The 19,197-nt window shown below is 71.3% G+C and carries 14 protein-coding genes; 10 read left to right on the top strand and 4 right to left on the bottom strand.

The genetic code is table 11. The features are described 5' to 3' along the window. Positions 1-40: 40 nt before the first annotated feature. From STRNI_RS22320 to STRNI_RS22310, 3 genes are all read right to left on the bottom strand, one after another. Positions 41-1,264, bottom strand: coding sequence for an FAD-dependent monooxygenase (locus STRNI_RS22320; protein WP_018092346.1), 1,224 nt, complete (start codon positions 1,262-1,264; stop codon positions 41-43). A gap of 162 nt (positions 1,265-1,426) precedes the next feature. After that, entirely contained in the window at positions 1,427-2,353 is a 927-nt protein-coding gene (locus tag STRNI_RS22315; RefSeq protein WP_277411885.1) for a thermonuclease family protein, read from the bottom strand. 151 nt (positions 2,354-2,504) lie between these two features. After that, positions 2,505-3,446, bottom strand: a complete 942-nt coding sequence (locus STRNI_RS22310) for a squalene/phytoene synthase family protein (protein ID WP_277411884.1) — start codon at positions 3,444-3,446, stop codon at positions 2,505-2,507. 521 nt (positions 3,447-3,967) lie between these two features. Here STRNI_RS22310 and STRNI_RS22305 point away from each other — a divergent pair. The 8 genes from STRNI_RS22305 to STRNI_RS22270 all read left to right on the top strand — a co-directional run bounded on the left by STRNI_RS22305 (position 3,968) and on the right by STRNI_RS22270 (position 12,187). Then, positions 3,968-5,167: a polysaccharide deacetylase family protein gene (locus STRNI_RS22305; protein ID WP_277413306.1), complete on the top strand. Its 1,200-nt coding sequence runs from the start codon at positions 3,968-3,970 to the stop codon at positions 5,165-5,167. A gap of 350 nt (positions 5,168-5,517) precedes the next feature. Beyond that, entirely contained in the window at positions 5,518-6,201 is a 684-nt protein-coding gene (locus STRNI_RS22300) for a DUF3159 domain-containing protein (RefSeq protein WP_277411883.1), read from the top strand. Next, positions 6,198-7,388, top strand: coding sequence for a cytochrome P450 (locus STRNI_RS22295; RefSeq protein WP_277411882.1), 1,191 nt, complete (start codon positions 6,198-6,200; stop codon positions 7,386-7,388). Before STRNI_RS22300 ends, STRNI_RS22295 begins: the two co-directional genes overlap by 4 nt. A gap of 69 nt (positions 7,389-7,457) precedes the next feature. Beyond that, a complete protein-coding gene (locus tag STRNI_RS22290; RefSeq protein ID WP_277411881.1) occupies positions 7,458-7,652 on the top strand; it encodes a ferredoxin in 195 nt (64 codons plus the stop codon). A gap of 8 nt (positions 7,653-7,660) precedes the next feature. Beyond that, complete coding sequence (locus STRNI_RS22285) at positions 7,661-8,833, top strand: NAD(P)/FAD-dependent oxidoreductase (RefSeq protein ID WP_277411880.1); 1,173 nt, start codon at positions 7,661-7,663, stop codon at positions 8,831-8,833. 353 nt (positions 8,834-9,186) lie between these two features. Continuing rightward, positions 9,187-10,461: a sensor histidine kinase gene (locus STRNI_RS22280; protein WP_159489258.1), complete on the top strand. Its 1,275-nt coding sequence runs from the start codon at positions 9,187-9,189 to the stop codon at positions 10,459-10,461. After that, on the top strand, positions 10,458-11,129 hold the full coding sequence (locus STRNI_RS22275) for a response regulator (protein WP_266438291.1): 672 nt from the start codon (positions 10,458-10,460) through the stop codon (positions 11,127-11,129). The genes STRNI_RS22280 and STRNI_RS22275 overlap by 4 nt, the downstream gene beginning before the upstream one ends. Before the next feature lie 719 nt (positions 11,130-11,848). Continuing rightward, complete coding sequence (locus STRNI_RS22270; RefSeq protein ID WP_159487537.1) at positions 11,849-12,187, top strand: MerR family transcriptional regulator; 339 nt, start codon at positions 11,849-11,851, stop codon at positions 12,185-12,187. Between the two features lie 146 nt (positions 12,188-12,333). Here STRNI_RS22270 and STRNI_RS22265 read toward each other — a convergent pair whose 3' ends face one another. Next, the gene (locus STRNI_RS22265) at positions 12,334-12,762 is read right to left on the bottom strand and encodes a DUF4440 domain-containing protein (protein WP_277411879.1); all 429 of its coding nucleotides are present in this window, start codon (positions 12,760-12,762) and stop codon (positions 12,334-12,336) included. 367 nt (positions 12,763-13,129) lie between these two features. On the opposite strand from STRNI_RS22265, the gene STRNI_RS22260 reads away from it, so the two are divergent. After that, complete coding sequence (locus tag STRNI_RS22260; RefSeq protein ID WP_417816092.1) at positions 13,130-14,095, top strand: SCO2400 family protein; 966 nt, start codon at positions 13,130-13,132, stop codon at positions 14,093-14,095. 463 nt (positions 14,096-14,558) lie between these two features. Then, positions 14,559-19,187 (top strand): ATP-binding protein, encoded by a 4,629-nt coding sequence (locus STRNI_RS22255; protein WP_277411877.1) that lies wholly within the window; start codon positions 14,559-14,561, stop codon positions 19,185-19,187. The last annotated feature ends 10 nt before the right edge of the window (positions 19,188-19,197 follow it).

Genomic DNA, 19,197 nt, shown 5'->3' with positions numbered 1-19,197 from the left:
TAGCCTGAGCGGAGGGGACCCGCGGACGCGGGTCCCGCCATCATGCTCGGGCGATGTCCATTTCCTTGAAGCGGGCGGTCTTGCTCTTCGCCTGAAGCCCGCGGATCACGCGCGAGGTCACCGGGGACCGCATCCCCTTCGTCATCAGCCTGCGGACGGTGAGCTGGAGACGGTTCGTCGGGACGAAGAACTTGCGCTGCTGGGACCCGTTCTGCTGGTAGTGCTCCACATAGGGCCGCAGCGCCTTCTCCCATTCGGCGAGGGCTCGGCCCACGTTGTCGGGATGGCCGTCCAGCATGGTGCCGAGCAGGTCCGCTCCGGCCAGTCCGGCCGAGGCGCCCATTCCGGCGTACAGCGTCACGCACCACGCCGAGTCGCCGACGAGCACCACCCGGCCGCGGTGCCAGCGGTCCATGTGCACTTGTTCCACCGAGTCGAAGAGCAGGTCGTCGGCGGACTCCAGCGCGTCGAGCGCCTCACCCAGCGCGCGCCCGGTCGGCCCGCGGCCGAACGCCGCGCGCACCCGCTCGACGGGCGACCCACTGAACTCGGCGTCCACGTCGTCGGCCCGGTAGCTCAGCAGCACCGTCGGAGGATGGTCGGCAAAGGGAAAGATCCACATCGACCGGTCGGGTTCCAGCAGGATGGCGCCGTCATCCGAGGCGACATCGCTGACCGGACCGCGAAGCTGGTAGGCGGCCACGATGTAGTTCAACCGGCGGAGGAACTTCTCGTGCGGCCCGAACGCCAGTTTCCGCACGGTGGAGCGGAGCCCGTCCGCGCCCACGACCAGGTCGAACCGTTCGGTCACCGAGGTGCCGTCCACCGTGTTGGCCAGCGTGACGTCCACGCCCTCGGCGTCCTGCTTGAGGTGGGTCGGCACGGTCGCGTAGCGGATGTCGACGTCCGCCGGCAGCTTGTCGAAGCCCGCCTCTTCGATGTCGCCGCGCAGCATCATCCACGGCTTTCCCGGCAGGTCCGCGTAGCCGAGGCCCAGCCGCCGGTTTCCGATGCGGTCGATGGTGAAGTTCGCGCCGTCGCGGGGGGTGCGGTCGCTCAGGCCGTCCATGATGCCCAGGCGCTGTGCGGCGGCGCGGCCCGCCCCGAACAGGGCAATGAAGTATCCGCCGGACCGCCGCGAGGCCGCCTTCTCGACGATGACCGGGGTCCAGCCGATCTGCCGTAGCCGCAGGGCCGTCGCGATTCCACTGATGCCGAGTCCGACCACCAGAGCCCGGCGGCCACTGTCGTTCGTGATGTCCATGGCTCCAGAGAACCACGAACTGACCAGATTCGTCATTTGGTCAGTTCGTGAGCTGCGTCACTAGGGAATGCCGGGAGTGCGGGTTCGACTCCGTCACCCGTTCCATGCGAAAGCCCCAGGCCGGTGACCTGGGGCTGCTTCGTCGTCTGGAGGCTGGAGATCTCAGCGTGCGCCGCCGCCCCCTCCTGCGAGCCTTGGCGACGGGGTCAGATTGAGCCGGCCGATGGCGTCTTTCACGTCCTGCGGCCAGAGAAACAGCCGGTAGACCGGCGGGACCCGGAAGTAGTCCTCCGGACCGTGCAGTTCGCGATCGCGCATGTCCACGCAGTACCTCGTCCGCCAGGAGAACGCCTCGCCGGGCTTCCACTCCTGCCCCTCGGCCTTCTTCTTCGTGACGTCGTGAAGCTTCTCGAGGGCCCGGTACTCGTAGGCGAGCAGGGTTTTGGGGTCCTTCCAGATTCCCTTCTTGCCCTTGACCGCCTTGTCGGCGGCCTTGAGGAGGAGGGGAAGGTCGAGCTCGCCGGGGATGGAGGGGTAGATGACGAAGGGTGCCGCCCATCCTTCGGTGATGAGATCGAGGTTGAAGGTCGGTCTCTTCTCCCTCGGCAGAGTGGCCAGTTCCTTCTTCGAGTAGTTCGGCGCGATGTAGGCGAGCAGGCGGTTGTTGTCGTCGAAGTGGTCGTCGGCGGTGCGGATGAAGATGCTGCGTTCCTTGCCTGGTTTCCTGCCCTCGGCCAGCCTCTTCTTGATGTTCTCCGTGTTGAACGCGGCCGCCGCCGTGCCCTGGCCGAACTGCAGACTGCCCGCTTTCCCCGTCTCGATCTTCGGCAACAGGAACGCGGCGAGGTCCTCGGAGATGGGCGCGATGCCCTCCCGTATCCAGGCGGCCAGTTGCTTGAACTCCTTGTCGACGTTCTCGGCCTGCTCGGCCGTATCCGCCGTCGTTTCCGGAGTGTCGACGGACAGCATGCGGACCGGCATCTTGACGTACGGAGTGTCCCCGTCGTGTACCTCGACCAGGGCACGCGAGCCCAGCGACGGCATGGCGGTCCCGGCAGGTGTCCACAGGATCTGTACAGGGTCGGTCACGGCTTCCGTCCTTCCCGGCGTACGCCTCCGGCGCCTCCACCCTCCGGCTCCACCCAGCGTCACGCCGTGCCCCAGGCGCCGCAACTCCGCACGGCCGGACACGAGCCGGCCGTGATTCAGGCGGAGCGCGGCCCCGCGGCCCCCGCCTCCTTCATTCGGGCCGGGGCGAGCGGACGCGACCGGAGCGGCGCAGGCTGCGCGTGTGGCGGTATTCGCGCAGGAGGATCTTCAGCATCGCGGAGACGGCGGGGCGTGCGGGGGCGGTCAGCAGGCCCGGTCCCTTGGCCTCGGCCGCGTCGGTGGTGGCCTCTTCCAGGGCTATCAGCGCCCGGACGAAAGGACGGTTGGCGGGAGGCAGGAACCCGGTCACACCGTGACTGGCGGCCAGGGCAGCACGGGCCTGTTGGAGGAGGTGCCGCAACAGCGCGCGGGCTCCGGGGGTGTCCTGGGCCTGTACGAGGCCGGCACGGGTCACGCCGTGGCTCAGCAAGGCGTCCTCAGGGATGGTCAGCCTGCCGTCGGACAGATCTTCGGCGAGATCGTTGACGAAGTCGAGGCGCTGGCTGCCGTCTATGTAGGTGCGGCAGGCCGCGCGGTAGCCGGCAGGTTCGTCACCGGGCACGAGCAGACCGGCAACCAGCAGGAAAGCGGGCAGTGAGTACTCGTCGAGATAGCGCTGGTAATCCGACTCCGTGGCGAAGCCGGTGAATTCGAGTTCGGTGGTCGCGGTGCGGAGAAAGTCCTTGGCATGGACGAGAAGGCGGGGGTGACAGGCCCCGGTGTGCAGGAGCGGCCGGATCACGGGGTGGTCGCTGGTGCCGGTGGCCAGCGCCTGGTGCACCTCCTTCTCCCATGCCGCATAGGCGGCGGCGCGCTGGGGCAGCGGCCCCTGGTCGAGGAGGTTGTCGGTGTGGTGCATGAAGGCGACGGCGGCGATCACATGGGGAGCCAGGGGGCGCGGCAGGAGGAGAAGGACCGCGGCGTAGGCCGCGCGCTTGTAACGGGCCACCACCGCGCGCTGCCGGGTGAAGTCGTCGCGCATCCGCGGGTCGTGAATACCCGCGGCATCCAGCCTGCTGGTCCATATGCTCATCCGGCGTTCCTTTGGTGGTACGGGGGCGGCGAGGGCCCGAGGGGACTCGTCACGGCGTGATCGCGAATAAGCATTCTCCGGTACCGAGTTGGGAGCGAGTCGCCCGGACCGGATGCGCGGCTCGGGTATCCGTCCTTGGACCGGCCTGAGCGGCCCCACCCCTCCCCTCCCCGCCATTCCTCCGCGCTGCGTCCTCACCGCAGGGCCGGTACTCACAACGCTTGTTAGTGAGGCGTTACCGGTGCACTAGCGATCTCCGTGAGAGTCATGTGCGTCCAAGGGCATGGGATGAGGGCTGCTGAGGCCTTCAGCCTTCTGCCCCGCCCATCGAACGGGGGAGCACGACATGCAGAAAATGACGCCGGACCACGACGCGGCTGCGGGGCGCCGGACACAGGAATCGCGGCCTTCGCCTTTTCGAAGTTGACCCGCATCCGCCTCCCCACCTTCCTTATGGGCGTCCCACTTCTCCGGTCGTCCTCCCCACACCAGAACTTCGAACGAATGCGATGGGCACCGTAATGCGTGAATTCAGCCGTCGGGGCATATGTGGACTCGGGATAGGAGCGGCCGCCGCGCTCTCCGTCGCCGGCTGCTCCCTCCCCGGGTCGTCGGACTCCGGCAAGGTCGGGACCGAGCCGGGAAAGACGGCGAAGGGAAAGCCGATCGGCGACGGCTCGACCGCGTACACCGGAAAGCAGCCCAACCAGCCGCCCGCGCCGGAGAAGCTGAAGCCGGGCCAGAAGCCACCGCAGTTCGTGGTCTTCTCCTGGGACGGGGCGGCCGAGGTGGGTAATGGCCTCTTCCCGCGGTTCCGCAAACTCGCCCGTGACCACAACGCCTCGATGACCTTCTTCCTCTCCGGGCTGTATCTGCTGCCGGAGTCGAAGAAGCGCCTGTACCGGCCGCCGAACAACCCCGTCGGTGCCGCCGACATCGACTACCTCACCGATGACCACATCAAGGAGACGCTGAAGAACCTGCGCGCGGCCTGGCTGGAAGGCCACGAGATAGGCACCCACTTCAACGGCCACTTCTGCGGCGGCACCGGCTCGGTCGCCAACTGGGCCCCCGCCCAGTGGGACTCCGAGATCGAGCAGGCCATGGACTTCGTCACCAAGTGGCGCACGAACACCGGCTTCACCGACCTCGAACCGCTGCCCTTCGATTACAGCAAGGAGCTGGTCGGCGCCCGTACGCCGTGCCTGCTCGGCCAGGAGAACCTGCTGCCGACGGCGCGCAAGCGCGGCTGGCGCTATGACGCCAGCTCGCCCGGCGGCCTCCAGGTCTGGCCCACCAAGAAGCAGGGCATCTGGGACTTCCCGCTCCAGTCGATCCCGTTCGGCAACCTCCCCTCCGGGGTCCTCTCGATGGACTACAACATGCTGTACAACCAGTCGAGGAACTCCACCAAGGGCCCGCCGGCCAACTACCCGCGCTGGCGCAAGCAGGCCGCCGACGCCTACATAGCCGGCTTCCAGCGGGCGTACGAGACGAACCGGGCCCCGTTGTTCGTCGGCAACCACTTCGAGCAGTGGAACGGCGGCATCTACATGGACGCCGTCGAGGAGGCGATCAAGCACATCGCCGACGAGAAGCACAAGGACGTCCGGATGGTCTCCTTCCGGCAGCTGTGCGACTGGCTCGACGCCCAGGACCCCCAGGTCCTCGCCAGCCTGCGCGGGCTCGGCGTCGGGCAGCAGTTCACCGGACGCGGCTGACGGCACCGCAAGGGGGCAAAGACCCCCACCCGCGGGTTCGACTCCCGCCATACGCTCCACAGTTGAGGCCCAGGTCCGAGACCTGGGCCTTCTTCGTGGCCTTGTTCTTCGCCCCGCCCCTCCGGGCCCCGCGGCGGGGTGTTGGGCCACGTCCCGGTGGCGCGCTCGATCCACCTCCCGCCGACCGCGCCGGCGTCTGCGCCCGTGGTAGGCGCTGCGCCGTCGTACTGCGATTGCGGCAGGTCAAGTGTCTGCGGGCGCACGACGACGGGCGCGGGGGCGCAACGGCATCGTGAACCAGGTCGCAAGCGACGAGACGCCCACCGTCTGTCGAGGAGCCTGGAGCAGTCGTGGACCCAACAGCACACCATATGGCCGACGGCGAGGAGGCGGCCCAGGCCGTCCTTCGCAGCCGGCTGCGCGCGGCAGTGATCGATATCGCGCCCATCTTCGGATTCACCGTGAGCTTCGCCTTCACTCATCAGCTCACCATCGCGCTGGCGCTCGCCCTGGCGGCAGCCGCCGGCGTCTGCGTCTACCGGGTGGTGCGCGGGGAATCGGTGTGGCGCGCGCTCGCCGTCCTCGGTCTCGTGTGCGTCCAGGGGACGCTGGCCGCGAAGACCGGAGACGCCAGCAACTTCTTCCTGCCCAACCTGGTGATGCACAGCGTGGTCGTCGTGGCCAACGCCGTGATGTTGCTGATCCGACGACCGCTGATGGGCGTGGCGGTGGCGCTGATCACGAAGGAGGGGCCCGGCTGGCACCGGTGCCCCGTACGGCGACGGGCGTACATCAAGGGCAACCTGCTGATCCTCGCCTCAAGTGCGGTGATGCTGACGATCCAGCTGTCGCTGTACCTGTCCGGCCAGGTGGTCGCCCTCGGCACGGCCGACGCCTTCGGGCCCCCCGTCCTCGCGCTCAGCACGCTGCTGGGCTGGCGCATCTACCGCCGCGCCCTCGGCGGCCACTCCTGCGCCACCAACTACCGCACGACCCCCGAGACATCCCTCTCTCTGGAAAGGACCCTTCCGTGACGAACACCCCGCCCCTCAAAACCCAGCCCACTGTGCGGAGCTGCCCCTTCGACCCGCCGGAGGAGTACCGGACGCTGCGTGAGCAGGAGCCGGTCGCGCCGGTGACCTTCCCGGACGGTGCCGCCGGCTGGCTGGTCACCCGGTACGACGACGTGCGGACGGTCCTCAGCGACCCGCGGTTCAGCGCGAAGCGCATCGTCCTGCGGCCCGGCGGCGGCGGTATGGAGGACGCACCGCCCCCGCCGCCCGGGCTGTTCATCATGATGGACGCCCCGGAGCACACCCGGTTCCGGCGGCTGCTCACCGGTCAGTTCACCGTGCGACGGATGCGGCAGCTGGCGCCGGCGGTGGAGAAGATCGTCGCCGAGCAGCTGGACGCGATGGCCGCGGCGGAGGGCCCGGTCGACCTCGTCCAGGCCTTCGCGCTGCCGGTTCCCTCGCTGGTGATCTGCGAGCTGCTCGGGGTGCCCTACGCCGACCGTGAGGAGTTCCAGCGGAACTCGGCCACGATCGTCCGGCTGCATTCCAGCCCCGAGGAATTCCAGCAGGCGCAGGCCGCGCTGCGCGGCTACATCCACCAACTGGTCCTCGCCAAGCGGGAGAAGCCCACCGATGACATCCTCAGCGAGCTGGTGCAGTCCGGGGAGCTGACCGACGAAGAACTGGTCGGCGTGGGGGTGTTGCTGCTGATAGCCGGGCACGAGACGACCGCGAACATGATCGCGCTCAGCACCATGTGCCTGCTGCAGAACCCCGAGCAGCTGGCAGCGCTGCGCGCCGACCCCTCCCTGATGGACGGCGCGGTCGAGGAGCTGCTGCGCTACCTGACGGTCGTTCAGTTCGGGGTCCGCCGTACGGCGCTGGAGGACGTGGAACTGCACGGGCAGCAGATCAAGGAAGGCAGCACGGTGGTCGCCTCCCTGGCCTCCGGGAACCGGGATACGGAACACCTCGCCGACGACCCGGAGGCGCTGGACGTGGGCCGGCCGCACAGCGCGCACCTGGCGTTCGGCCACGGTATCCACCAGTGCCTCGGCCAGCAGCTGGCCCGGGCGGAGTTGAAGGCAGCGCTGTCCGCGCTCCTGGACCGGTTCCCGACGCTGCGGCTGGCGGTTCCGGTGGAAGAGGTGCCGATGCGCGACGACATGCTCGTCTACGGCGTCCACGAACTGCCCGTGACCTGGTGAGACCTGCCCCCCGCGCATCGTCACACCACACACCACACTCCGCACACCGCACACCGCACGGAGAACCCCATGAAGATCCTCATCGATGAGGGCAAATGCGTCGGCGCGGGCACCTGCGTGCTGGCCGCCGCTGACGTCTTCGACCAGCGGGACGAGGACGGCATCGTCGTCCTCCTCGACGACGACCCGCCGCACGCGTTGCTGCCCCAGGTCATGGACGCCGCCGCCCGCTGCCCGGCACTGGCGATCGAGGTGGTGGAGTAGTGCCCGCCATGGACCACATCGTCCTGGTGGGCGCGTCGGCCGCGGGCCTCACCGCGGCCGACACCCTCCGGCGCGAGGGCTTCACCGGGACGCTGTCCCTGGTCGGCGACGAACTGCGGATCCCGTACGACCGGCCACCGCTGTCCAAGCAGGTGCTGGCCGGCGACTGGGAACCGCACCGGTCCGCCCTGCGCCGGGAAGCCGACCTCCAGCAGCTGCGCATGGACCTGAGACTGGGCTGCCGGGCAACCGGCCTGGACACGGCGGAACGTGTCGTCACCCTGGCCGACGGGGACCGGCTGGGCTACGACGGCCTGATCATCGCCACCGGACTGCGCCCCCGTCACCTGCCCTTCGGCCATGACCTGGCCGGCGTCCATGTGCTCCGCACCCTCGACGAAACCCTCACGCTGCGCGCCCAGTTGCAGGCCGGACCCCGCGTCGTGGTGATCGGTGCCGGATTCCTCGGCAGCGAGATCGCCGCCACCACACGCGGCCTCGGCCTGGACGTCACCCTCGTCGATGTCGAAGCCACTCCGCTGGCCCGGCAGGTCGGCACCTTCGTGGGCGGTTTGGTGGCCGACATGCACCGCGACCACGGTGTCCGTCTGTGCATGGGCCGCCATGTCACCGGCATGAGCGGCGAGGACGGGCGGGTCACCGCGGTGACACTCGACGACGGCACCCGGCTGCCCGCCGATGTCGTCGTGGTCGCGATCGGCTCGGTGCCGGCCACCGAATGGCTGGCCGGCTCCGGGATCCCGCTGGGTGACGGAGTGCTCTGCGACCGCACCTGCCAGGCCGCGCCGCGGGTGTACGCGGCAGGAGACGTCGCCAACTGGCCCCATCCCGCCGCCGGTGGCCGGGTCCGCCTCGAACAGCGCACCAACGCCACCCAACAGGCCATCACCGCCGCCCGGAACCTGCTGTCCGGCCCGGAGCAGGCAGTCCCCTACACACCGGTCCCGTTCGGCTGGACCGACCTCTACTACACCAAGATCCAAACCTGCGGCTGGTGCCCTTCCGACGCGACCGTCGACATCGTCGACGGGGATCCGGAGGCACACCGGTTCGTCGCGCTCTACAAGGTGGACGGCCGTGTGGTGGGCGCGCTCGGCTGGAACAACGCACGGGCCCTGCGCGCCTACCGCAGTCAGCTCGCCGTGAGCGTCGCCGCCTGACGTACGTCCTGGCGGGGCACCACTCCCCCCCCGGTCAGCCCCTCCCCGACCGGCACCGCCGGCCGGTGACGGCCCCCGAAAGGCCGCACCGGCCGGCCCGTACCTCCCTGTCGCCTCATGGCCCATAGCCCGTAGCCCGTAGCCCGTAAGCAAGGAGCCATCCGTGATCCGCCCCGCACACCCGCCCGTCCGCCTGGCCGCGGGCACGACCCCGCCGTCCGCGAGGTGAGCCGCCCGCCGCACGAAGAGCCGGGCCGCACGGTCCACCTCGTTCGATGAAGCCGTGTGCACCGCAGGGCCGGGCCGACGCCGCTGTCGGCCCGGCCGGGGCTGCGTACCGTGGGAGAGTGCAGATGATCGACCGGTTCAGCGCGTGGCAGCGGGCGACCCGGCCACTCGTGGTCGACCTGACCGTCGCGCTGGCCTGCTTCCTCCTGGCCTCCCCGCTGGCCGTCGCCTTCGCCTACATCGACCGGGCTCCGGTCGGCTGGTCCGTCGTTGCCCTCGCGGTCTCCTGTGTGCCCCTGATCGCCCGGAACCGCTGGCCGGTCACCGTGGTCGCGGTGACCGTGTCCATGCTTCTGGTGCAGTCCGCCCTGCTCCCGCTCGCCAGGCCGACGCCCGCCGCCACGGCCGTCGCTCTCTATACGGTGGCGATCCGCACCGGCCGGCGCCGGGCCTGGCGCGTGGGCACCCTCGCGGCCGTCGTGCTCATCACCGCGTCGCTGGTCTTCCCCCCGGGTGCGCTACAGCTGCCGCAGTCCCTTGCCCGCCCGGAGTCCCTCGCCCTGGCGGACAAGCTCCCGTCGTCCCTTGCCCTGATTGCCTGGACGCTCATGGCGGTGGCCATCGGCGACGCCGTCCGCAGCCGCCGCGAGGTGCTCGCCGCCGCCGTGGAGCGGGCCGAGCGGGCCGAGCGCACCAAGGAGGAAGAAGCCCGCCGCCGGGTCATCGCGGAGCGTCTCCGGATCGCCCGGGAGCTGCACGATGTCGTGGCCCACCACATCACCCTGGTCAACGCCCAGGCGGGCGTGGCCCACCACCTCATGGGCACCGACCCCGAGCACGCCTACCAGGCGCTCGAACGGATCCGGGACACCAGCCGGGGAGCGCTGGACGAACTGCGGGCCACCGTAGGACTGCTCCGGTACGGCGAGGATCCGGACGAGCCCCGCGAACCGGCACCCGGACTCGCCGGTCTCGACGCTCTGCTGGACTCCTTCCGCCACTCCGGCCTCGACGTCACGCTGGAGCGCACCGGGCCACCGGGCGAGCTGTCACCGATCGCCGATCTGACGGCCTACCGGATCATCCAGGAGGCCCTGACCAATACGCACAAGCACGCCGGCCCGGCCTCGGCGGGGGTCCGCCTGGACTTCCGCACCGACGTCCTGCGGCTCACCGTCGAGGACGACGGCCGCGGTACCGGGGGCAGCGGCCGCGGTACCGGCCCTGGCGCCACGGGTCTCGAAGGAACCCAGGAGGCCGGCACCGGCCACGGCATGATCGGTATGCGGGAGCGCGCCAGGTCCGCCGGAGGTACCCTCGCTGCCGGACCACGCCCCGAAGGGGGCTTCCGTATCGAGGCCGAACTGCCGCTGCACGCCGGTCGAAAGGGCCGGCCATGACCATCCGTGTGCTGCTCGCCGACGATCAGGCACTCCTGCGCGGCACCTTCCGGATGCTCGTCGACTCCGCCCCTGACATGGAGGTCGTCGCGGAGGCCGCCACGGGCCGCGAAGCCGTCGCACTGACCCGCAGCCACCGCGCCGACCTGGTGCTGATGGACATCCGGATGCCCGACCTCGACGGCCTCGCCGCGACCAGGATGATCAGCGAGGACGAGGATCTCGCCGGCGTACGGGTGCTGGTGCTGACCACCTTCGAGAACGACGAGTACGTCGCGGAGGCGCTCCGCGCCGGGGCGAGCGGTTTCCTCGGCAAGGGCATCAACCCGGACGAACTGCTCGATGCGATCCGGGTGGTCGCCGCCGGCGACTCCCTGCTCTCGCCGACCGCGACCAAGTCGCTGATCGCGCGCTTCCTGGCCCAGCCCGCACCACCCGGCCGGACGCCGTCACCGCAACTGGCCGCGCTCACCCCGCGGGAGCGCGAGGTGGTCGCCCTGGTCGCCGCCGGCCTGTCCAACGACGAGATCGCCGAGCGCCTCTTCGTCACCCCGCTCACCGCCAAGACCCATGCGAACCGCGCGATGACCAAGCTGGGCGCCCGGGACCGCGCCCAACTCGTGGTCATCGCCTACCGGACCGGACTGGCCCGGCCCGACGGGCTCTGACCTCCGGCACTGCGCCACGGAGCGGCTCGGGCGGGGACGGGCTCAGGCCGGGGACGGGCTCGGGCTCGGGCTCGGGCTCGGGCTGCGACGCAACGGGGCCGGCCGCCGCTTCCGCGATGCTCTGCACCCCCCTGTCCGGCTCTCCGCCGGCTCCGGACGCCTACCCCGTTCGACGTGGATTGCCTCCGCGCCAAAGACACGAAAATCTACTCTCGTCAGAGTAGACATTGGACTCTCACGTGGTTACGGTTTTTCTCGTAGCCAAGGTTGAACGCCCGGCGGAGGTATGGCCGGGAAGCGGTTCAGCCAGGCCGGTGCGGCGGTGGAGTTCCGAAGCCAGGGTGGTCGCAGGACGGCGACGGGACTGACGGCCGCACCGGGTGGCCCGCGGTGTTCAGGGGCCGCCACCGGCAGTACCCGCAGCACACACGGCTGCGGCCCGGCAAGTGACCGATACAGACGAAGAACGGAGGAAGCAGACGCCATCAGGATCGCCCGGGCGAGGAGTACTCCCCCCGGGTATCGCACGACCCCGGATTGGCAGGTGGTCCACGGTCAGGCAGCAGCGATCCCCGCACCCACGCCCCTCGCCGGGGCGAGGCCGCGGAAACAGAAGGTCGGCGCAGCACTAGGGCCGACAGATGGTGTTGAATTTCCTTCGGGGCCTTGGTGCCGTACGGCACCAAGGCCCCTCGACGCGCTCCCAAGAAGAGGTGCAGATGACAGCGGATGATTCGCTCGGCAGCCGACTGGACGACGATGACTACCCCGCCTACACCATGGGCCGGGCCGCCGAATTGCTCGGCACGACCCCCGGCTTCCTCCGTGCCATCGGAGAGGCCCGCCTGATCACCCCGCTCCGCTCCGAGGGCGGGCACCGCCGCTACTCCCGGTACCAGCTGCGCATCGCCGCCCGTGCCCGGGAACTCGTCGACCAGGGCACCCCGATCGAGGCGGCTTGCCGCATCGTCATCCTTGAGGACCAGCTCGAAGAAGCCCAGCGCATCAACGCCGAATTCCGCCGCGCCGCAGCCACCTCGGACGACAGCCCGCGCTGAGCCCCGGCCGTCGCTCAGGGCATCGGCAGCGCGGCAGGCAACGGTGAGCATCAGCCCGTGGCGCCCACGACTCCCGCTCCGGCGGTGCCGTATCGACTGCGGCGCTACAGGTTGTCGCCCCAGCCGCCCTAAATCAGGGTGCGGAGCTACAGGTTGTCGCCCCAGCCGCCCTGGATCATGGTCTGGAACGCCCATGTGCCGTCCCGCCTGACCAGGATGTCGGCGTAACGCAGCTGCCTGCTCTGACCGTCCATCGTCATGGTCGAGTCCGAGAAGACCACGGCCAGGGCGGGCGAGAGGAAGACCGGCGTCCGCGTGGACTCGAAGGTGATGCCCTCGCTGCCGTCCCCCATCACCTGCGTCATCGTCGCGATGTACTGCTCGCGGTCCCACTGCGCCGCACGACCGTTGCCGGCCGCGTCGTCGCTCACGAGGTTGAGGGGGAACATCGCCAGGTCGGCCATGCTCTGGACATCGCGCTTCGCGCTCTGTGCGTCGTACTCCGCGAACCAGGCGTCCAGGCTCGCGCGGTCCTCAGCGGTCGGGAGGTAACCGGTATCCGGCAGGAAGGTCACACAGACTCCTCACGGTCTCTTCGACGCATCAGCCGTCACATGACCCACGGGCACGTAGGCACTCATCGGCCATCAGGCGCCAGTCATCAGTCGTCAAATTTGTCTACTCGGGAAAGGTATGCCCTCGGGCGGGATTAGTCAAACTTGATTAGACCTTGATTCGATTCTCCGCCCGGTGCGCGTCGTGACATGTCCGGAGTGCGGGAGGGACCGTCGGGAAATCTGCACGGAAGCGTCACACGTCGTACGCGTCGCCCTCGACGGGTGTCGTTAGCGTTACTGCCCGCTCGATCCCGCGTGCGAACTGGATCAGCTTGATCAGGTCGCCGGCGTCCCTGGCGGCGCAGCCAGCACAGAAAGATCGAAGATGGACTACTGCTCGTCGTGCCGCCGGAGTCTCAACGGGGCACTCGTATGTCCAGGATGCGGCGATTACGCCCCGGACATAGCCCCGCCCTCCCACCGCCGGCGGAGCGCGATGGCCGCCGCCGCGACCTGGGAGTCCTGGCAGCCGGAGGAAGCCCCCGCCCCGGAGCCCGGCCCGGGCCGGTACGCCGATGCCGGTCCGTTCGGCGGCGGTGCCTCCGAGACCACGCCGTTCGGCAGTGCCTCCGAGACTGCGCCGTTCGGCGGCGCCTTCGACGCCGCGCCGGCGGATGGGGCCGGCACCGCCGGCACCGCAGCCGCCCCGGAGGACGGTGCGCCCGGCGATGCCGAGGTCCCCGCGCCCACCGGGCAGGGCCGGGCGGCCCGGCGCCGCCAGCTGGCCCGGTGGAAGAAGCACCGGCGCCGGGCCGCGGCCGCCACGGCCTTTGCCCTCGTCGGCGGCGGTCTGACCGTCAGCATGCTGCAGAACAAGCCCGCCACCAACGGCACCCACGCGGCCTCGATGCCGGAGCCGGAGCGCGTGTCCACGCCCCGGACCGAGCCCGCCGCCTCGTCGACGGACCGGGCGGACAGCGAAGCTTCCCGGCACCCCGGCGCCCGCCCGTCCCTCCCGGCCGGCCGGCATGCGCGCCCCACCGCGTCCACGCCGCCGCCCGCCACGACGGCCCGGCAGCCGCAGTCCGACACCCCGTCCCACACCGCCGCGCCGCCCCGCGCGAGCGAGCCCACCGCGTCCACACCGGACCGGGCGGCACACCCCGCGCACACCGATGCCGCGACCAGCGCCCCCGCTGCCCCCGGAAGCTCCGGAGGCTCCGGAAGCTCCGGCTCGGACACCTCGCCGGCACACACTGCGCCGACCACACCGGACGCACCGACCGCACCGGAGGCGGGGCAGTCCTCGCCGACGCATGTGTGTCTGCTGGGTGTGGTGTGCGTCGGCTGATACCGGCGTTGTGGGTGTCTTGGGTCCGGCCGCCCGGGGCCGGCACGCCCGGACGGCCGGCCGGGCGTGCCGAACTCCCGGACCGAACTCCCGGGGCGAACTCCCGGGGCGAACTCCCGGGCCTGACGGGCGTCCGGCAGCGGTGCGGCCGCCGCACGCATGACTCGCGCCGCGCTGTCGGCGCCCGGGCACTCGCCCCTATCAGTGGGGTATGACAAAACCGTCCGTCGGGCATCTTTTTTGAGCCGCGTGCCGCGCGGGCCCGTCGCGGCGCGACGCCCGAGCTGTGGCCGGACCATGCCGGTGCCTGGGGTCCGGCACCCTTCTGACATGTGCTCCTGCCGGTGCGGCCGTTGTCCGGAATCCGCACCCAGCGGCGGCTCCCCCCTGGACCGGGATGGATTCTTCTCCTCACTGCGCGTCGGAGCGCGGGGGCCGAGGAATACGGGGCGAGGGGGCGGCGATGGATGCGCAGGACAAGAAGCTGGTCGAGGCGATCGGCAGGCTGCTGAAGGATCCCCGGTCCGGTCCGGGGCCGGTCATCGAGGACGAGCGGCAGGCTGCCCGTGCCGTGCGGCTCATCGACGAGCGCCTCAAGGAGGAAGCGGGGGTCTATCGCCTGGCGCTCGAACAGGCGCAGGCGGGTGCGGAGACGCTCTCCTCCGACCGCCTGCAGGTCCTGTCGGAGATGGCGCAGAACGCCGATGACGCGGGGGCCACCGAAATCCGGCTCACCTGGGGATCCGAAGAGCTGCTGGTCGCTCACGACGGACACGGGATGCGGCTGGCCGATGTGCTGCTGCTGGGTCTGCCGTGGCTCAGTGGCAAGGCCCTGGACGCAGACGCGACGGGGCGGTTCGGGATCGGACTGACCACCCTGCGCGCGCTGTCCACCGTCTGGGAGGCGCACTGTCACCCGTTCCATGTCCGGTTCGCCGACCTGAGCATGCGGCCGGTCCCGGCCCCGGTCCTCCCGGCGAACGCCGCGGGTCCCGGGTGGACGGTGTTCCGGATTCCGCTCGCACCGGGGACGCTGACGCTCCCGGAGCTGACCGAGTGGTTCGAGAGCTGGCACGACAGCTCACTGGTCTTCCTCCGCAGCCTGCGGCAGGTCACCCTGCTGGAGCGGGACGGGAGCGGAGCGGCCGGTGCGGCGGCGTCGGCCGTCCGCACGCTGGGGCTCACCTGGCACGGCCTCGGGACGGAACCCGCGGAGATCGGCGGCGGGCACACCGAGGTGCGCAGGCGCCGTGCGCGGACCTCCGACGGGTCGGAGTGGCTGGTCTACGACGCCCGGGTTCCCACGCCGCCCGGCGCGACGCGGCTGCACAAGGCCACCGCGGAGACCGTACCGCTCGCCGTCGCGCTGCCGTTGTCGCCGACGGCCACGGCGGGGAGTGTGCACGCCGGGTTACCCGTGGCACCGCTCGATGCCGCGGCGCGGGTGCACGCCCAGTTCGACCCGGTGGCCAGCAGGGAGGGTTTCGCCGCGCGCCCGTGGAACGACCGGCTGGCCCCGCTGGTCGCCGACCTATGGGCAGTGGGTGTCCTCGATGTGCTGGAGACCTTCGCGCCCGATGCCTGGCACCTGATTCCCCTGGCCCCCGCGAAGCCCCCGGCTGGCCCGGCCGGCCCGGCCGCCAAGCTTCCGGACCGGATCCGCGACGCCCTGACGGACCGGGCCCGTGCGTGGGTATCGGCCCGGCTCTCGCCGCCGGGGCCGGACGGCCGCCGCACTCCGCTGACGTCCCTGGCGGTGGAGGACCGGCGGCTGACCGGGGTGGTGACGGACGAGCACATCGCCGAACTGGCCGGTCTTCCCGCGACGTTCCCGCACTCCGCGCGCGATGCCGCCGGACGCTGGCGGCTCGTGCTGTCCGACTGGCGGGCGGCCGAGGGAGCAGCGCTGACCGACGAGGTGCGGGTCACCGATGCGCTGGTGCTGCTGGAGCGCCCGGACTACCCGGTCGGCCGGACCCTCGCTCTCACAGCCCTCGCCATCGAGGCTGGGCTGGACGACCAGGTGCTCTCCACAGCCTGTGTACTGTCGTCCGACGGTCGGCGGCTGCGCCCTCCGCTCACCGGGAGGGCCTTCGCGGACCGCGCGGACGGGTCCGGAGCGGCCACCGGCCCCGGCGGCGCGCATCTCGCGACGCTCGGCATCGTGCAGGAGCTCGACGCCGCGTACTGGCAGGACGCCGACCCCGCCCGGAGAGTGGTCTCCTGGCTGCGCACCGAGGGCTGTCTGGTCAACCCGGAGGACACCCTCGCGGTGCTCGGCAGGGTGGCCCAGCTCGGCAGGGAGGGCCTGCGGCTCGGCCCCGACGGCATCACGGATGACGTCCAATTGGCCGCGCTACAGAGGGCGTTCGGCGATATATCCGACAAGCAGCGCAAGAAACTGGGCCGCGACGCCGGAAAGGCAGTGGTCCTGCGCGCCTTCAGCTATGACCGGGACGGGCAGGAGGAGCAGTGCACCGCCACCCCCGGCAGATGCGCGCTGCCCCGGGCCCTCGACAGCGCGGACCGGGGCCGTTTCGCCGTGGCCGCACGCAAGGCGCCGGGCATCACTTGGGTCCACCGCTCGTACGCCCGCTCACTGCTGGCGACCTCACCGAACAACCCGCTGAGCCGTACGGCATTCCTGCGGCTCCTCGGCGTGGCCGACGCACCGCGCCTCGAAACCGTGCCGCGATCCCAGACGGAGGGGAAGTACACCACCGACCGCCGACGCGGTCTGCCCCGCCTCAGCGTGCTCTCCACACCCGACCGGAGGCTCGAACTCGACCGCCTGAAGGCCCACTACACCCTGGACGATCTGGTCAGCCCGCAGCTCGATGCCGTCCTCGCCGATCTCGTTGCCGAACGCGATGTCCAGGAGCGGCGCAAACGTACCGTCGCGCTCGTCCACACCCTGGGCAAGCAGGGGCTGCTGCTGTCCCGTGAGAACCGTGAGAAGCAGGCCGTGTTCGGGCACCACGGGTGGAGGCACCAGGGCCTCACGAAGGCACTGTGGGTGTGGCGGCTGCTCCAGGTGGCGTGGCTGGAGGACGCTGAGGGCACGCTCCGGCGGCCCGGTGAGCTGCACCTCCGTACGGCCGACACCCTGGCGCTGTACGGGCCGGACGACCCCGGGTATCTGCACCCCGAGATCCAGCGGGATGTGCAGGGCCGCGCGGAGGTGCTGCACACCCTGGGGATCTCGGAGAACCCCGATGTGCCGTCCCTGATCGGGCGGTTGCGTCAGCTCCGGGCGCGCCCGGCGGCACCCGGGCCGGTGCCCGATGCGCTCGCCGCGGACGTCCATCTCGTCTACGGGGCGCTGGCCCGGCGGCTCGACGCCACCTCGGCGGAGGCGCCGCGGGCCACGGCCGAGCGCCGTATCCGCGCGGCCTTCCAGGGCCGCGAGGACCTGGTCCTCACCGACCAGGGCTGGCAGCGGCCGGGCCAGGTGTTCCGCGGCGCCACGATCCTGCGCGGGCACCGCCCGTTCGTCCTGCCGGAGCCGACGCTGCTTCCGCTGTGGGACGTGCTCGGGATCCGGGAGCCGAGAGCGGAGGATCTCGCGGAGGTGCTGAAGGAGATCGCGCAGGACGGTGCCCGGCCGGTCGGCGAGCGGCAGCGCGTGATGCTGGAGGCGCTGCGCCGGCTCGCCACCATGATCGGCGAGGCGGAGGGCCCGGTCCCCATCGGCCTGCGCTCGAAGCTGCGGTCGCTGCCGCTGTGGACCAGCGCCGGCTGGACGAAGCAGCGCCCGGTGCACGCGGTGGACCATCCGGTGCTCGCCGCCGCGGTTTCCAAGCGGCTGCCGGTGTGGCAGCCGGGCGGCGACCTCCAGCAGTTCGGGGCGCTGCTCGGGCTGCTGAAGATCGACCGGGTGGAGGCGGCCGGGGCGCAGGTGCTGGGCGCGGCGCACGCCCACCCCGACACCGGCCTGACGGAGGGGTTCCGACGGGCGGTGGCCGCGCTCCAGGACACGCTGGTCCGGGACGAGCCCCGGGCCGCCCGCGCCTTCACCGGCTGGTCCTGGCTGGCGCAGGTGGAGGTGCGGGTGCTGGCCGGTCTGCGGGTGCGTCTGGTGCTGGACGAGGGGCGCGAGACGGTCGAGCCCGGCGTGGGGGCGCAGTTGGATCCCGTTACGGGAGTGCTCTACGTATCGGCGCCGGAGGAGCTCGGCACGACGCGTGGCGGCGGGCAGGCCGTGGCGTCCGTCTTCTCCAGTGAGCGGACGCATGTCGGCCACCGGTGGCGGGACATCTGGGAGAGCGGCGAACTGGACGGGCCCCCTGAGAGCCCTCTGGTCTCCGCCGAGCAGCGGGACCACGAGGAGCGGGAGCGGCACCAGGCCCTGCTCCGGGAGCGCAGGGAAGCCGCGGCGCTCTCCTCGCTGCGCACCGGTCCGCGCCGCCCGCCCGGCACGGCGGTCCGGCCCACGGCGCCCGCCCCGGCGCCTGCCCTTCCGCCGCAGCCGGCACCCGTCGGCAGCACGCTCCCCTCGCCCCGGCCCCCGGCCCCCCGGCGACTGGTCGATGCCGCGGTCCTCCTGAAGAAGGCGCCGGCCGTCACCCGGCCCGAGGGCTCGTCCCCGGCCGCGCCGCCCGGGGCCGCCCGCCCGAGGCCGTCCCGGCGCACCCCGCCGCTGCCGCAGCCCCGGCCGGGCGGGTCCGCGCCGCAGTCACCGCAGTCCGTCGCCGGGCCGCGCGACCAGGAGAAGGAGACGCTGGCACTGCTGATGCTGACGCAGGTGCTGGCGACGGAGGGGCTGACGGTGGAGGACCACCGGGCCCATCCGGGGTTGGGCGCGGACGTCGTGGCCTCGAACGGCCACTTCTACGAGCTGAAAGCGCACGGCGGCGCGGAGCCCGCCGAGGTCTCGCTCACCGGTGCCGAACTCCGGCGGGCGCTCGCCGAACGCGAGGGGTTCTCCCTGGTGATCGCCTCGTACCTCGAACAGGGCCTGGGGCGGCCGACGTTGCGGATCATCGCCGACCCACTCAGCTGTCTGACCCTTGCGCCGACGGAAGAGGTGAAGCTCAAGGGCCTGCGCGGCGCACATGTCGGGGCGACGGTCTGCGAGTGGGAGCGGGAGTGAGGTGACGGGG

The sequence above is a fragment of the Streptomyces nigrescens genome (assembly GCF_027626975.1).
Taxonomy (GTDB): domain Bacteria; phylum Actinomycetota; class Actinomycetes; order Streptomycetales; family Streptomycetaceae; genus Streptomyces; species Streptomyces nigrescens.
Note: the sequence above shows the minus strand (reverse complement) of the source record. Positions and strands in the feature narration are given on the sequence as shown.

What these genes read in the sequence shown, in the direction of transcription:
- STRNI_RS22310 (WP_277411884.1), bottom strand. Translation starts at nt 3,446, where the DNA reads ATGAGCATATGGACCAGCAGGCTGGATGCCGCGGGTATTCACGACCCG.
- STRNI_RS22290 (WP_277411881.1), top strand. Translation starts at nt 7,458, where the DNA reads ATGAAGATCCTCATCGATGAGGGCAAATGCGTCGGCGCGGGCACCTGC.
- STRNI_RS22255 (WP_277411877.1), top strand. Translation starts at nt 14,559, where the DNA reads ATGGATGCGCAGGACAAGAAGCTGGTCGAGGCGATCGGCAGGCTGCTG.
- STRNI_RS22285 (WP_277411880.1), top strand. Translation starts at nt 7,661, where the DNA reads ATGGACCACATCGTCCTGGTGGGCGCGTCGGCCGCGGGCCTCACCGCG.
- STRNI_RS22260 (WP_417816092.1), top strand. Translation starts at nt 13,130, where the DNA reads ATGGACTACTGCTCGTCGTGCCGCCGGAGTCTCAACGGGGCACTCGTA.
- STRNI_RS22320 (WP_018092346.1), bottom strand. Translation starts at nt 1,264, where the DNA reads ATGGACATCACGAACGACAGTGGCCGCCGGGCTCTGGTGGTCGGACTC.
- STRNI_RS22275 (WP_266438291.1), top strand. Translation starts at nt 10,458, where the DNA reads ATGACCATCCGTGTGCTGCTCGCCGACGATCAGGCACTCCTGCGCGGC.
- STRNI_RS22270 (WP_159487537.1), top strand. Translation starts at nt 11,849, where the DNA reads ATGACAGCGGATGATTCGCTCGGCAGCCGACTGGACGACGATGACTAC.
- STRNI_RS22280 (WP_159489258.1), top strand. Translation starts at nt 9,187, where the DNA reads ATGATCGACCGGTTCAGCGCGTGGCAGCGGGCGACCCGGCCACTCGTG.
- STRNI_RS22305 (WP_277413306.1), top strand. Translation starts at nt 3,968, where the DNA reads ATGCGTGAATTCAGCCGTCGGGGCATATGTGGACTCGGGATAGGAGCG.